The following is a 13,132-nucleotide window of genomic DNA, read 5'->3' as shown; positions in this document are numbered from 1 at the left end:
GCAACCTAGCGCACGACCTCGCGGTGACCGGCGTCCAGCCGACGGGTCCAGCCGCGGGCGTCGAGGTGCTCGAGCAGCGGGATCGCGACCCGCCGAGTGGTGGAAAGCGCCTGACGCGCCTGGCTCGTGGTGAACGGCTGCTCGAGTCGCGCCAATTCCCGCATCGCCAGTGCCGGTGCCGTAGGCAGCAGCACCACGCCGTCGCGCAGCCGCACCAGGCGCCCGGCGCGCTCGGCGGCGGCGAGTTCGCGTGCGCCGAGGCGCAGCGCCGACAGCTCGTAAGACTCCGGCGCCCGGAACGGCTCGGCCCGCAGCCGGACCTCCAGTTCAGCGACCGCAACCTCGGCGGATCCGAGATCCCCACGGGCGCCGGCGACCCGGATGTGTCCGCTGTCCTGTTCCAGTCCCGCGTCGCGGGCGACCGCGTCGAGCAGCGCCTCGTCCGGCAGGGTCAGCAAGTCGCGAGCCGCACCGCGGGAAAGCCCGTCCGCCAAGGGATCTCGGGCGTGCAGGGCGTCGACCACCGCCCTCAGCCGCTGCCGCCAGGCATCGTACGTCGGGCGATGCACCCACCAGTCGTCGTGCACCCGAACGTCGTCGGGCACCGCGGCGGGAAGGAACCCCAGCCGTCGCAGGTGGCTTTCGCGTACGGCGCCGCGCCGCGCCACCTCGGCCGCGACGTCGCCGCGGGCGTCCATGCCCACCAAAGCCGCCGTCCGGCGCGCGCTGTCGCCGCGCCGCCGCAACGCCGGCGGTTCGGCGTCGAGCACCTGGGCGCCACCGAGCGACCGCGCGCTGCCCGGCGATCGCCACACCAGCCGGTCGCCCAGGACCAGCGGCAGCGGGCGATCGAGGGTGAGCCGGCCGTGATCGTCGTCGAAGGGCCGTAGCCGCGCGGGCACGCCGGCGGTCCCGATGTGAACGACGAGGCGCGCGGCGACCTCGGTCAGGGGATCGCCGGAGGTCCGGCGGACGTCGATGAGGTGGGTGCTCGGCCAGGCGTCGGGCGTGACCAGCACGTCGCCGCGGTGGACCGCGTCACGGGAGACGCCGCGCAGGTTCAGCGCCGCCCGCGCCACGGGCCCGAGCGTCGTGCAGGACTCCCCGCAGCTCTGCAGGCCGCGGACCACCACCGATCTCGTGCGTTCCGGACCGAGCAGCGCAAGCTCGTCGCCGCGGGCCAGCGTCCCCGCCGCCAGCGTCCCCGTCACCACGGTGCCGGCACCGGTGATGCTGAAGGAACGATCGACCCACAACCGCAGCCGGGCGGCGGCGTCGGACGCCGGCACCCGCGCCAGCGCCACGTCCAGGGCCGCGCGGACCTCGTCCAGGCCGGTGCCGTCGACCGCGGAGACGACGACGCCGGGGGCGTCGCGCAGGCCGGTCTCGGCGAGCTCTTCGCGCGCCTGCGCGAGGACCTCTGCGCCCCGCTGCGGCGCGCGGTCGGCGCGGCTGACCACGATGAGGCCGTGCCGTATACCCAAGGCCGCCAGGGCATCTCGATGGTCGCTGGACTGCGCCTGCCAGCCCTCGTCGGCGGCGACCACGAAGCAGACCACGGGCGCCGGGCCCAGGCCGGCCAGGGTGTTGCCCAGGAAGCGCTGGTGGCCCGGCACGTCGACGAAGGCGATCGCGCGCCCCGACGGCAGCGTGGTCCACGCGAAGCCGAGGTCGATGGTCAGCCCGCGGCGACGCTCCTCCGCCCACCGGTCGGGCTCCATGCCGGTCAACGCCCGAATCAGGGTGCTCTTGCCGTGATCGACGTGGCCGGCGGTCGCTATGACGTGGGTCGTCAGGGCCGCGCACCCAACGCTCTTCGTACCGCGGCCAGCAGACGTTCGTCGTCGGATTCGGGGATGCAGCGCAGGTCCAACAGGCAGGCGCCGTCGTGCACCCGCGGCAGCACGGCCGGGTCGCCAAGGCGCAGCGCGGGAGCCGCGGACTCGGGCAGGCGAACCGCCCATCCGGGCAGCGGGACACCGGGCGCGCCGCCGCCGCCGACCCGGCCGTCGTGTGGCACCACGGTTGCGCCGACCGCGGCGGCAAGGCTTTCGGCCCGCGCGCGCAGCCGTTCGGGATCGGCGTGCAGGGCCTGTGTCACCGGCGATTCGCCGGCGCGGACCGTCGCCTCGAGCGCCGCGAGCGTCAGTTTGTCGGCGCGGACGGCGCGTGCCAGTGGATGCCGGGCCAGTCGGGCCACCACGTCGGCGCGGCCGAGTATCACGCCGGCCTGCGGTCCGCCGAGCAGTTTGTCGCCGCTCGCGGTGACGACGTCGGCGCCCTCGGACAGCGCGGTCGCGGCGTCGGGCTCGTCGGGCAGCACCGGGTCGGGCGCCAGCAGCCCGCTGCCGAGGTCGGCGACCAACGGCACTCCGCTTTCGGCGGTCAGGGTCCGCAGCTCGGGCAGACCGACGGCGGCGGTGAACCCGTCGATCCGGAAGTTGCTCTGGTGCACCTTGAGGACGCAGCCGGTCTGCGGCCCGATCGCCGCCGAGTAGTCCTTGAGGTGCGTGCGGTTGGTGGTGCCGACTTCCCGCAGCCGGGCGCCCGTCGAGGCGATGAGGTCGGGCAGCCGGAACCCGGCGCCGATCTCGATCAGCTCCCCGCGGCTCACCACGACCTCTTTGTCCGCGGCCAGCGCCGTGGTCGCGAGCACCAGCGCGGCGGCGCCGTTGTTGACCACCAGCGCGTCCTCGGCCGTCGGGCAGGCGGCCAGCAGCGCCTCACGCGCGGCCACCCCGCGCTTGGAGCGGGTCCCGGTCCGGAGGTCGAGTTCGACGTCGACGTACCCGCTTGCCTCGACCAGCGCTTCGACGGCGCCCGCGGCCAGCGGCGCGCGACCCAGGTTCGTGTGCACGACGACGCCCGTCGCGTTGAGGACCGTCGTCAGCGACGTCACCGTCCGTGCGGCCAGGGCCGAGATCACCCCGTCGTGCACGCCGTCCGGCACCAGGTCACCGCGGCGGGCCTGCTCTTGGACCTCGCGCACCACGGCCCGGACGATCTGCTCGCCCAGCCGGGCCCGCGCCCGTTGCACCGCCGGCAGCGCCAGCAGCTGATCCGTGCGCGGAATCGCGCGGCGCGGGTCGACCTGCGTCACTCGACCTCCTGGTAGGTATTTCGCGGAGACGGACGGGAATCGAACCCGCCAGACCGAGATGCTCGATCTCACCGGTTTTGAAGACCGGGGGGCCCACCAGGAACCCAAACGCCTCCACGGGTAAACCTAGCCCTCATCGCCCGGGGATCGAATGTGCAGCTGGCCGCACGTTCGGCGACGGCAGCTCGTTAGGCTCGCGCTCATGACTCGGCTCACCGGGTACGCCCACGGCGGCGGCTGCGCCTGCAAGATCCCGCCCGGAGAACTCGAGGAAGCCGTCCGCGGCCTGACCGGACAGACCGGCGACTTCGATTGCCCGGTGCTCGTCGGCCTCGACGACGGCGACGACGCCGCCGCGGTGCTGGTCGGGGACTTGGCGGTGCTGTCGACGGCGGACTTCTTCACGCCCGTCGTCGACGACGCCTACGACTGGGGCCGCATCGCCGCCGCCAACGCGCTCTCCGACATCTACGCGATGGGTGGGCGTCCGGTGGTGGCAATCAACCTGGTGGGCTGGCCGCGTGACGTGTTGCCGCTGGAGCTGATGACGGAGGTGCTGCGTGGCGGCCTGGCGGTGGCGGCCGAAGCGGGGTGTCCGGTGATCGGCGGCCATTCCATCGACGACCCGGAACCGAAATACGGCATGGCGGTGACCGGCGTGGCCGACCCGGCAAAGCTGTTGCGCAACGACGCCGCCGAGCCGGGCCTGCCGTTGACCCTGACCAAACCCCTCGGCGTCGGGCTGCTCAACAACCGGCACAAGCAGACCGGTGAGGTGTTCGAGGAAGCGATCGCGACCATGACCGCGCTCAACTGCGATGCGGCGACGGCCGCGCTGGCCGCGGGCGTCAAGGCGGCCACCGACGTCACGGGGTTCGGGCTGCTCGGGCACCTGCACAAGATGTGCCGGGCGTCCGGCGTCGGCGCCGTCGTCGAGCGCGCGGCCGTTCCGGTCCTGGACGCGGCACGTCAGGCGCTCACCGAGGGCTACGTCTCCGGCGGTACCCGCCGCAACCTCGACTGGGTGCGGCCGCAGCTGCGGCACGACGTCCCCGAAGACGATCTGTTGCTACTGGCCGACGCCCAGACCTCGGGCGGTCTGCTGGTGGTGGGCGAGTTGCCGGGTTATCCGGTGATCGGCCACACCGTCGAGGGCGAGGGCATCGAGATCCGGTGATATCGGCCCTCGAGCGTGGGGCCTATGCACGCCCGAGTCCGGGCGGGCTCAACCCGCGGTGGTGATCGAGTCGTCGGTGATGCCAGCCGCGCGGCGGGCGGCCAGCCGGCGCTTCTGCGGATCGATCGTGTAGCGGGGGTGGCGCGCCGACTCCTTGCCGGCCTCGAAGAAACCGAACCTCAGAAGCGCCGAAGCGGACAGCAGCGCCAGGCCGGACAACGCGGCGCCGGCACGGTTACCGCCGGCGAGCAACGCGCCCAAACCGCCTGCGGCGGCGAGCCATTCGCTCCCCGCCAGCAGCTTGCCGGGCGTGCCGTGATGCAGCGGCTCCCTGGTCACGGGATCCATCCGGAACTCCGTGAACCTGGCGGAGACCAGATCGCTGACCGCGCCGATCACAGCCAGGTTGCGGGCGGGCCGGGCCTCGGCGACCGGCGTGGTGATCATCGCCAGACCCGACGCGGCCAGGCTGGCCGAGCTGGCGAATACGAACGGCAGGTCCCGGTACGCGGCGTTCCACGTCGGGGTAGCGGTGTCGGTGAGCAGCACCGCCGTGTAGACGGCCAGCGGCGCGGCGAACAACCCGGCTTCCAATCCGGCCGGGCCCTCGACGGCACGGAGCACGGGTCGCAGCGGGCCCAGCGGGAGCCGTTCCCCGGTCATCCGATCGACCTCGGAGACGGCGGCCACCCCGATCCCCGCGCTGAACCCGCTGAGGATCCACGATCCGAGGCTCATCGGCGAGGTCGGCTTGATCGTGCGCAGCATGTTGACGAAGCGTTCCGGTCTGCCCAGGTCCTTCACCAGCGCCACCGCCCCCAGCGACACGGCAACCAGGGCGCCAATCCTCGTGTTGCGGCGCAGGACGTTTCGCCCGGTGAGCTGCGCTCCGGCGGCCAGCAGGCCGGAACCGCCGGCGACGCCACCGAGGAACAGATACGCGCCTACCTCGTGTCCCCACGGCGCGGGTTTGACCACCGGACGCCCGTAATACGACGTGAACTCCGCCTCGGGCACCATCAACGACTCGTCGCGCCGGCGGCCCTTCCGCTTTCTTGTACGGCCGCCACGGGCAGGCTCCGGCGGCCGCAAGCTGTCGAACTCGGACGTCGTCATCGGCTCCGCCAGAACGCCAGCGCGGCCGCGCCGACCATGCCCGCCGCGGCCATGCCGGCCCGCTTGAACATGGTCATCAAATCCGCCGTGCAGACCCGCGGGTCGGGCGGCAGGCCGTACACCTCGGGCTCGTCGAGCAGCAGGAAGACCGAACCGGTGCCGCCGACGCCGTCGTGCTCGTTGGCGCCGTACAGCCGCGCCTCGGTGAGGCCGCGGGCGTGCAACTGGGCCACCCGTTCGCGGGCCTGCACGACCAGGTCGTCATGGTTGCCGAACTTGATCGACGTCGTCGGGCAGGTCTTGGCGCAGGCCGGGGTTTCGTCCTCGACGAGCCGGTCGTAGCAAAGCGTGCACTTCTGGGCCACGCCGGTGACGAACTCGTGTCCCGGGCGCTCGGAACGCTTGGCCGGGGTGGCATAGGTGCCGTCGCTGCGGCGTTCGACGACGCCGAACGGGCAACCCGCCACGCAGGTGCCGCAGCCGTTGCAGACGTCGTGCTGCACGACGACGGTGCCGAACTCGGTGCGAAACAGCGCGCCCGTCGGGCAGACGTCCAGGCAGCCGGCGTGCGTGCAGTGCTTGCACACGTCGGAAGCCATCAGCCAGCGGAACTCGGGGGTATCGGGCGGTGTCACGTCCACCGCCGGCGCCACGCTCGGCATGCCCAGGCTCACCAACTGCCGCCCGGACTCCCGCGCCTGTTCGATGCGGTCGCGGCCCTGCTCGACGAACGCGACGTGCCGCCAGGTGCTGGCGCCCAGCTGGCCGGTGTTGTCGTAGGACGACCCGAGAATTTCCAGGTCACCGTCCAGCGGGTTGCGGTTCCACTCCTTGCACGCCACCTCGCACGCCTTGCAGCCGATGCAGATCGACGTGTCAGTGAAGAAACCCTTGCGCGGCTGGGGCTCCGGCCACCGCGCGTCGTCGGTGGGGTCGGTCGGTCCGGCGAGTTGACCCATCAGCCCTCCTCGCGCGGCTCGGTGATGCGCATGTTGCCTGTCTCGACGGTAGTCCCCGCGCGCGACTGGTACTCCTCGATGAGCCGCAGCAACTCCTCGCCCTGCGGGCGGCGGCCCGGCCGGATATCGCAGGACCCGGCCTTGGACTCCTGGATCTGCACGTTCGGATCCAGCGCCACGCCGAGCAGGTCGTTGGCCGCGTCGCCGCTGACCACCGCGTCGCCGCCCACACCCCAGTGGTACGGCAGTCCGATCTGGTGGACGGTGTGGCCGCCGACAACCAACGGTTTCATCCGCTCGGTCACCAGCACCTTGGCCTCGATCGCCGCCCGCGGCGAGACGATGGTGGCCCACCCGTAGGGTTCCAGGCCGCGCTCGGCGGCCAGCTCCGGCGACACCTCGCAGAACATCTCCGGCTGCAGCTCGGCGAGGTACGGCAGCCAGCGACTCATGCCGCCCGCGGTGTGGTGTTCGGTGAGCCGGTAGGTGGTGAACACGTACGGGTACACTCCGGCACCGGGGTCGTCGCCGCTGGGCGCAAACAGATTGTCCTTGCGCGGGAACATGATTCGCGACGGGCTCTGCTGCTGCGGGTACAGCGCGTTGACGATCGGCGACTCCTGCGGCTCGTAGTGGGTGGGCAGCGGGCCGTCCACCATGCCCTTGGGCGCGAACAGCCAGCCCTTGCCGTCGGCCTGCATGATGAACGGGTCATCGCCGGCCAGGGCCGCGGGTCCGCCGACGTCGGGGTCAGGCCGGGCGTGCGGGGCGCGGTCGACGGGGAAGTCGGGGATGTCGTCACCGACCCAGCGCGCCCGCTCGTCGTCCCACCAGACGAGCTTCTTGCGCTCGCTCCACGGCTTGCCGTCGGGATCGGCCGAGGCGCGGTTGTACAGGATGCGCCGGTCGGCGGGCCACGCCCAGCCCCACTCGTTCTGGCTGGGACTCGGTCCGCCGCCCGGCACCCGGCGGGCGGCCTGGTTGACGCCGTCGGCGTACATGCCGGAATAGATCCAGCAGCCGGATGTGGTGGACCCGTCGGCGCGCAGCTCGGTGAAGCCCGACACCGGCTTGCCGGCGGCCGGCCCGGTCAGGTGCATGCCGTTGATTTCGACCATCACCGACTCGGGATCGGGCTCGCCGTGCTCGTCAACCGGATAATCCCAGGTCAGATCCAGCAGCGGGCGGTCGCGTTCGTCGGTGGATCCGGCCAGCCGCTGCCGGATCCGGTGGCCGAGTTCGACGAAGAACTGCAGCTCGCTCTGGCAGTCACCGGGCGGCTCGACGGCCTTGTGGCGGAACTGCACCACCCGCTGGGTCTGGGTGAAGGTGCCGGCCTTTTCGACGTGGGTGGCCGCCGGGAAGAAGAACACCTCGGTGTCGATGTCCTCGGTCTTCAGTTCGCCCGACGCGATCTCGGGGCCGTCCTTCCAGAACGTGGCGGACTCGATGAGGTTGAGGTCGCGCACCACCAGCCACTTCAGGTGCGACATGCCCATCCGCTGCATCCGCCCGTGCGCGGACCCGACGGCGGGGTTCTGGCCCAGCAGGAAGTAGCCGTCGACCTCGTCCTCGAGCATGGACATGACGGTCTGGTAGGTGCCGTGGGGGCCATCCAGCCGCGGCAGGTAGTCGAACGCCCAGTCGTTGTCCTCGCGGGCGGCGTCGCCCCACCACGCCTTGAGCAGGCTGACCAGGTAGGTGTCGGCGTTGGCCCACAGACCCTTCTGCGATTTTGGCCCGACGGCCTCGACATAGTCTCGGAATGTGTTGTGCAGTCCGGCTTTCGGCATCGGCAGATAACCCGGCAGCAGGTTGAACAGCGTCGGGATGTCGGTGGAGCCCTGGATGGTGGCGTGGCCGCGCAGCGCCATGATGCCGCTGCCCGGACGCCCGACGTTGCCCAGAAGTAGCTGCAAAATGGTTGCGGTACGGATGAATTGGGCTCCGAGCGTGTGCTGGGTCCAGCCGACGGCGTAGGCGAAACAGGTGGTGCGCTCGCGGCCGGAGTTCTCGGTGACGGCGCGGGCGAGATATCCGAAATCCTCGATGCTGATGCCGCAGACGTCGCGCACCATCTCGGGGGTGTAGCGCGCGTAGTGGCGCTTGAGGATCTGGAACACGGTCCGCGGATCTTGCAGCGTCTCGTCGCGCAGCACCCGCGCATGCGGCAGCGGTGGGCCGCCCATGCCGTGCGCGTCGCCGGCTGCGCGGTCGGACGCGCTGGCGCCGTGTTCGTGGTCGGCGTCTTCGTGCTCGGCATACGCCCACGTCGAGAGGTCGTACTGCCCGGTCTGCGGGTCGAAGCCGGAGAACAGGCCGCCCAGATCCTCGGTGTCCCGGTAGTTTTCGTTGATCAGTGTGGCGGCGTTGGTGTAGGCCAGCACGTACTCCTTGAACCACAGGTCGTTGGCGATGACGTGATTGATCAGCGCGCCCAGCAGCACCACGTCGGAGCCGGCGCGGATTGGAATGTGCTTGTCGGACAATGCCGACGTGCGGGTGAACCGCGGGTCGACGTGAATCAGCTTGCAGCCGCGGGCTTTCGCCTCTTCCACCCACTGGAAGCCCACCGGGTGGCACTCGGCCATGTTCGAGCCCTGGATCACAATGCAGTCCGCATTGGCCATGTCTTGCAGTGATTGGGTGGCGCCGCCGCGCCCGAAGGAGGTTCCCAGACCGGGAACCGTGGCGGAGTGTCAAATACGGGCTTGGTTCTCGATCTGGATGGCGCCCGCGGCGGTGAAGAGTTTCTTGATGACGTAGTTCTCTTCGTTGTCCAGCGTCGCCCCGCCCAGCGCCGCGATCTTCATCGTGCGCCGCAGCGGGTGGCCCTTCTTGTCGATGTCCTGCCAGGCGTGCCGGCGGGCCTCGACGAACCGGTCGGCGACCATGTCGATGGCGGTGTCGAGATCCAGCGACTGCCACTCTGTGGCGCGCGGGGCGCGGTAGAGCATATTGATCTGCCGCCCTGGGGAATTGACCAACTGTTCGCTGGCCGAGCCCTTGGGGCACAGCCGGCCCCGCGAGATCGGCGAGTCCGGGTCGCCCTCGATCTGAACGACCCGCTCGTCCTTCACGTAGACGCGCTGGCCGCAGCCCACCGCGCAGTACGGGCAGACGCTCTGCACCACCCGATCGGCCGTCGCGGTGCGCGGGGTGATGGCGCGGGTCTGCTTGGACGTCACCGCCGGGCCGCGGCCGAACACGTCGCCGGTGCGAAACTGGCGGATCACCGGCCATTCCAGGAAGAACTTCGGGGCTGCCATGGTCAAAGCTTAGTGCGCGACACCTGCAATTCCACGGGGTAAAGATGGTGGCTGCCCTGCAGGCCCTTGAGTTCGACTTCACGCGGCGCGCCGAGCTCGATATCGGGCAGCGCGCCGAGGGCGTCCCGCACCGATTGGCTGACCAGGACCTCGCCGCCGTCGGCCTGCCCGGCGACCCGCGCCGCCATGGCGACATTGCGGCCGAAGAGGTCGTCGCCGCGTCGGACCGACGTTCCCATGTGGATGCCGATCCGGACGCGGATGCCGTCCCAGCGGTCCGCGTCCCCGAGCAGGGCCCGTTGCACGGCCACGCCGCACCGCACCGCCTGCCCCGCGTCGGAGAATGCCATCATGAATCCGTCGCCCTGATTCTTGACCACGTGCCCGCCGTGCTGGTCGACGAGCTTGTAGATCAGCTTGTTGTGCCGTTCCAGCAATTTCACCCAGCCGCTGTCACCTAGCGCCTCGTTGTGCGCGGTGGAGTCTTCGATGTCGGAGAACGCGATCACCACGTCGCCGTCGCCGGCGATCCGGGCGAGGTCAGGACGCTCGACCTGGGCCCAGCCGGCGAGGTCGTCGACCGAGTTCCGCACCGTGGTCAGGCCTTTCGTCACCAGCGAATCGGCCGTCTTCAACGCGGCCCTGACGGCAAAAGGCGCGAGCCCGGTGCGACGGCGGGGTCCGGTGTTGGGCGTGCGGATTCGCTTGAGTTCGGTTCGCGCTCCCCTGAGCTGGCCCCGCGACACGATGAGCAGCACCCCGAGCGCGATCAGTCCCGCGAGTTCGACGACGGCAACCACCGCCAGCAGGACCGTCACGTTCATTGCTTTTCCCTGTCTACTCAGCCACCCACGAATACCGGTGTCCTGAGCGATTCTGGCGCAACCGCCGCTCATGCGGCGAAATAGCACCCCCTCGCGGGGTCAACACCACGGGCTCAGTCTCGGCAGCACCCCGCCCACCAGCGCGATTTGGCAGTCGCCGTAGTGAGTGAGTACTCTCTCACCATGCCCGCTGGCCCTGTGCGTGGACGCGACCGGCTGCTCGCCGCCGCGCTGAAGCTCTTCGCCGCGAAGGGCTATGCCGCGACGTCGGTGGCCGACATCCAGCGGGCCTCCGGCCTGGCCCCGGGGTCGGGCGCGCTTTACAAGCACTTCGCCTCCAAACGCGAACTGCTGGAGGCCGCCGTCGAATACCGGATCGACAGCATCGTGGCCGCGCGGGAGCAGTACGACGCCGACCAGCCGCGCAGCGTCGAGGACGCGGTCCGCACCGCGGGCCGGCTGATCTGGAACAACCTGACGCAGAGCGAGGATCTGTTGAAGGTCATGCTGCGCGAGCCCGGCGAACTCGGCGATCTCGACGAGAAGACGTGGCAGGTCATCACCGACAACGCCTATCAGCGGTTCGCCGACGAGCTGGCCCGGACCAACCGCTCCGGCCGCACCAGCATCCCCGACCCCGAGGCGACGGCCGCCGTCGCGATCGGATCCCTGTCCTACGCCGCCACACTCCAGGCGCTTACCGGCCGCTCACCCGGAAACATCGACGGTGAGCGCTACTTCGAAGCCTGGGTCAGCCAGACCCTCAGCGTCCTCACCCAGTACACCAACAACCGTTAAACACCAACCGATTTCAGGAGCAGTAGCCGTGACTTTCTCAATGCAGCTGAGCGACGACGTGATCGAGGTCCGCGACTGGGTGCACCAGTTCGCGGCTGAGGTCATCCGCCCCGCCGCCGCCGAATGGGACGAACGCGAGGAGACCCCTTGGCCGGTCATCCAGGAGGCCGCGAAGGTCGGCCTCTACTCCCCCGACTTCTTCGCACAACAGGCCGGGGAGCCGACGGGGCTGGGCATGCTCACCGCGTTCGAGGAGATGTTCTGGGGCGATGCCGGTATCGCGTTGTCGATCATGGGCACCGGCCTGGCCGCGGCGGCGCTGGCGGGCAACGGAACTCCGGAACAAATAGGTCGCTGGCTACCCGAAATGTTCGGCACTGCCGGCGATCCCAAGCTTGCCGCGTTCTGTTCATCGGAGCCCGACGCCGGCTCCGACGTCGGTGGCATCCGCACCCGCGCGCGCTACGACGAGGCCGCCCACGAGTGGGTGCTCAACGGCACCAAAACGTGGGCGACCAATGGCGGCATCGCCAACGTGCACATCGTGGTGGCTTCGGTCTATCCCGAACTCGGCACCCGCGGCCAGGCCTCGTTCGTCATCGGTCCGGACACCACCGGGCTGGCGCAGGGCCAGAAGTTCAAGAAGCACGGGATCCGCGCGTCGCACACGGCCGAGGTGGTGCTGGACAACGTGCGCCTGCCCGAGGACGCGATCCTCGGCGGGCGGGAGAAGTTCGAGGCACGGATCGCCCGCGTCAAGTCCGGCTCCTCCGCCGGAGGGCAAGCGGCGATGAAAACGTTCGAGCGCACCCGGCCCACCGTCGGCGCGATGGCCGTCGGCGTGGCCCGCGCGGCGTACGAGTACGCCCTCGACTACGCCTGCCAGCGCGAGCAATTCGGCCGCAAGATCGGCGAATTCCAGGCGGTGGCATTCAAGCTCGCGGACATGAAGAGCCGCATCGACTCGGCTCGCCTATTGGTGTGGCGGGCCGGCTGGATGGCGCGCAACAACCAGAACTTCGAGTCCGCGGAGGGCTCGATGGCCAAGCTGGTGGCGAGCGAGACCGCGGTGTACGTCACCGACGAGGCCATCCAGATCCTGGGCGGCAACGGCTACACCCGCGACTACCCGGTGGAGCGGATGCACCGCGACGCGAAGATCTTCACCATCTTCGAGGGGACGAGTGAGATCCAACGGCTGGTGATCTCGCGCGCGCTGACGGGGTTGCCGATCCGGTAGGTCCCGCAAGGGTATTGACACACTTACGTTACATGATGTAACGATATTGCCATGTCCGCACGCGATTCGGTCCGCGGCCGCCCCCGCGACCCGCGCACGCAGGACGACATCATGCGGGCGACGCGACGGCTGCTCACCCGCGACGGCTACGACCAGGTGACCATCGACGCGATCGCGCGCGAGGCCGGGGTGAGCCGGCCAACCGTGTACCGGCGCTGGCCGTCCAAGGCGCACGTCGTGTTCGAGGCCGCGTTCGGCCAGCCGCCCGACGCCGCGCTGGTCGCCAACTCCGGCGACTTCGAAACCGACCTGCTGGTGTTCATCCGCGAAGTGCTGCGGTTCTGGCGCGAGCCGGTGGTCGAAGCCGCCGCCCTGGGCATCCTCGCCGACCGCAACCGCGACCGCGAACTGCACATCCGCACCCAGCAGCTGCTCGACGAACGCATCCTCACCGAGTTCGGCGCGCTGGTGCGCAGCGGCGTCGATCAGCGTCTGGTCCGCGCGGACGTCGACGTCGACATGCTCTACCAGGTGCTCGTCGGCACCGCCTTCTACGCCGCGCAGGTCCAGCAGCACGACGACATCAACGCGCTGGCAGAACGCTTGTGTTCCTTGGTCATTCGGGGAGCCGGGAAACGAAAGTGAGAAA

10 protein-coding genes and 1 tRNA gene are annotated in these 13,132 nt (G+C 70.3%); 4 read left to right on the top strand and 7 right to left on the bottom strand.

The window, feature by feature from the left end; genetic code table 11:
• Window positions 1–5: 5 nt before the first annotated feature.
• The 3 genes from selB to AC5Y5V_RS01870 form a co-directional block, all read right to left on the bottom strand.
• Window positions 6–1,796, bottom strand: a complete 1,791-nt coding sequence (selB, locus tag AC5Y5V_RS01880) for a selenocysteine-specific translation elongation factor (protein ID WP_499931096.1) — start codon at window positions 1,794–1,796, stop codon at window positions 6–8.
• Window positions 1,793–3,100, bottom strand: a complete 1,308-nt coding sequence (selA, locus tag AC5Y5V_RS01875) for an L-seryl-tRNA(Sec) selenium transferase (protein WP_499930885.1) — start codon at window positions 3,098–3,100, stop codon at window positions 1,793–1,795. The genes selB and selA overlap by 4 nt, the downstream gene beginning before the upstream one ends.
• A 23-nt stretch (window positions 3,101–3,123) precedes the next feature.
• A tRNA-Sec gene (locus AC5Y5V_RS01870) sits at window positions 3,124–3,216 on the bottom strand.
• An 86-nt stretch (window positions 3,217–3,302) separates the two neighbouring features.
• Here AC5Y5V_RS01870 and selD point away from each other — a divergent pair.
• On the top strand, window positions 3,303–4,277 hold the full coding sequence (gene selD, locus AC5Y5V_RS01865) for a selenide, water dikinase SelD (RefSeq protein WP_499930884.1): 975 nt from the start codon (window positions 3,303–3,305) through the stop codon (window positions 4,275–4,277).
• Window positions 4,278–4,325: 48 nt separating this feature from the next.
• Here selD and nrfD read toward each other — a convergent pair whose 3' ends face one another.
• Genes nrfD through AC5Y5V_RS01845 form a run of 4 tightly spaced genes read right to left on the bottom strand, consistent with a single transcriptional unit; the run spans window position 4,326 to window position 10,445 of the window.
• Window positions 4,326–5,393: an NrfD/PsrC family molybdoenzyme membrane anchor subunit gene (gene nrfD, locus AC5Y5V_RS01860; protein ID WP_499930883.1), complete on the bottom strand. Its 1,068-nt coding sequence runs from the start codon at window positions 5,391–5,393 to the stop codon at window positions 4,326–4,328.
• On the bottom strand, window positions 5,390–6,352 hold the full coding sequence (locus tag AC5Y5V_RS01855; RefSeq protein WP_499930882.1) for a 4Fe-4S dicluster domain-containing protein: 963 nt from the start codon (window positions 6,350–6,352) through the stop codon (window positions 5,390–5,392). The genes nrfD and AC5Y5V_RS01855 overlap by 4 nt, the downstream gene beginning before the upstream one ends.
• Window positions 6,352–9,621 (bottom strand): formate dehydrogenase, encoded by a 3,270-nt coding sequence (fdh, locus tag AC5Y5V_RS01850; RefSeq protein WP_499930881.1) that lies wholly within the window; start codon window positions 9,619–9,621, stop codon window positions 6,352–6,354. Before fdh ends, AC5Y5V_RS01855 begins: the two co-directional genes overlap by 1 nt.
• A 2-nt stretch (window positions 9,622–9,623) precedes the next feature.
• Window positions 9,624–10,445, bottom strand: a complete 822-nt coding sequence (locus tag AC5Y5V_RS01845) for an adenylate/guanylate cyclase domain-containing protein (protein ID WP_499930880.1) — start codon at window positions 10,443–10,445, stop codon at window positions 9,624–9,626.
• 183 nt (window positions 10,446–10,628) lie between these two features.
• Here AC5Y5V_RS01845 and AC5Y5V_RS01840 point away from each other — a divergent pair, with 183 nt between their 5' ends.
• From AC5Y5V_RS01840 to AC5Y5V_RS01830, 3 genes are read left to right on the top strand one after another with little or no spacing between them, the layout of a single operon-like run.
• A complete protein-coding gene (locus AC5Y5V_RS01840; protein ID WP_499930879.1) occupies window positions 10,629–11,243 on the top strand; it encodes a TetR/AcrR family transcriptional regulator in 615 nt (204 codons plus the stop codon).
• A gap of 28 nt (window positions 11,244–11,271) precedes the next feature.
• Window positions 11,272–12,483, top strand: coding sequence for an acyl-CoA dehydrogenase family protein (locus AC5Y5V_RS01835; protein WP_499930878.1), 1,212 nt, complete (start codon window positions 11,272–11,274; stop codon window positions 12,481–12,483).
• A 51-nt stretch (window positions 12,484–12,534) separates the two neighbouring features.
• On the top strand, window positions 12,535–13,128 hold the full coding sequence (locus tag AC5Y5V_RS01830) for a TetR/AcrR family transcriptional regulator (protein ID WP_499930877.1): 594 nt from the start codon (window positions 12,535–12,537) through the stop codon (window positions 13,126–13,128).
• Window positions 13,129–13,132 lie beyond the last annotated feature (4 nt).

Source organism: Mycobacterium sp. NGS68 (assembly GCF_059812195.1).
The sequence above is the reverse complement of the archived record's forward strand: the minus strand, read 5'-3'. Positions and strand labels throughout refer to the sequence as shown.

Coding starts and splice junctions, on each gene's coding strand:
- nrfD (WP_499930883.1), bottom strand. CDS start 5,393: ATGACGACGTCCGAGTTCGACAGCTTGCGGCCGCCGGAGCCTGCCCGT.
- AC5Y5V_RS01840 (WP_499930879.1), top strand. CDS start 10,629: ATGCCCGCTGGCCCTGTGCGTGGACGCGACCGGCTGCTCGCCGCCGCG.
- AC5Y5V_RS01845 (WP_499930880.1), bottom strand. CDS start 10,445: ATGAACGTGACGGTCCTGCTGGCGGTGGTTGCCGTCGTCGAACTCGCG.
- selD (WP_499930884.1), top strand. CDS start 3,303: ATGACTCGGCTCACCGGGTACGCCCACGGCGGCGGCTGCGCCTGCAAG.
- AC5Y5V_RS01830 (WP_499930877.1), top strand. CDS start 12,535: ATGTCCGCACGCGATTCGGTCCGCGGCCGCCCCCGCGACCCGCGCACG.
- AC5Y5V_RS01855 (WP_499930882.1), bottom strand. CDS start 6,352: ATGGGTCAACTCGCCGGACCGACCGACCCCACCGACGACGCGCGGTGG.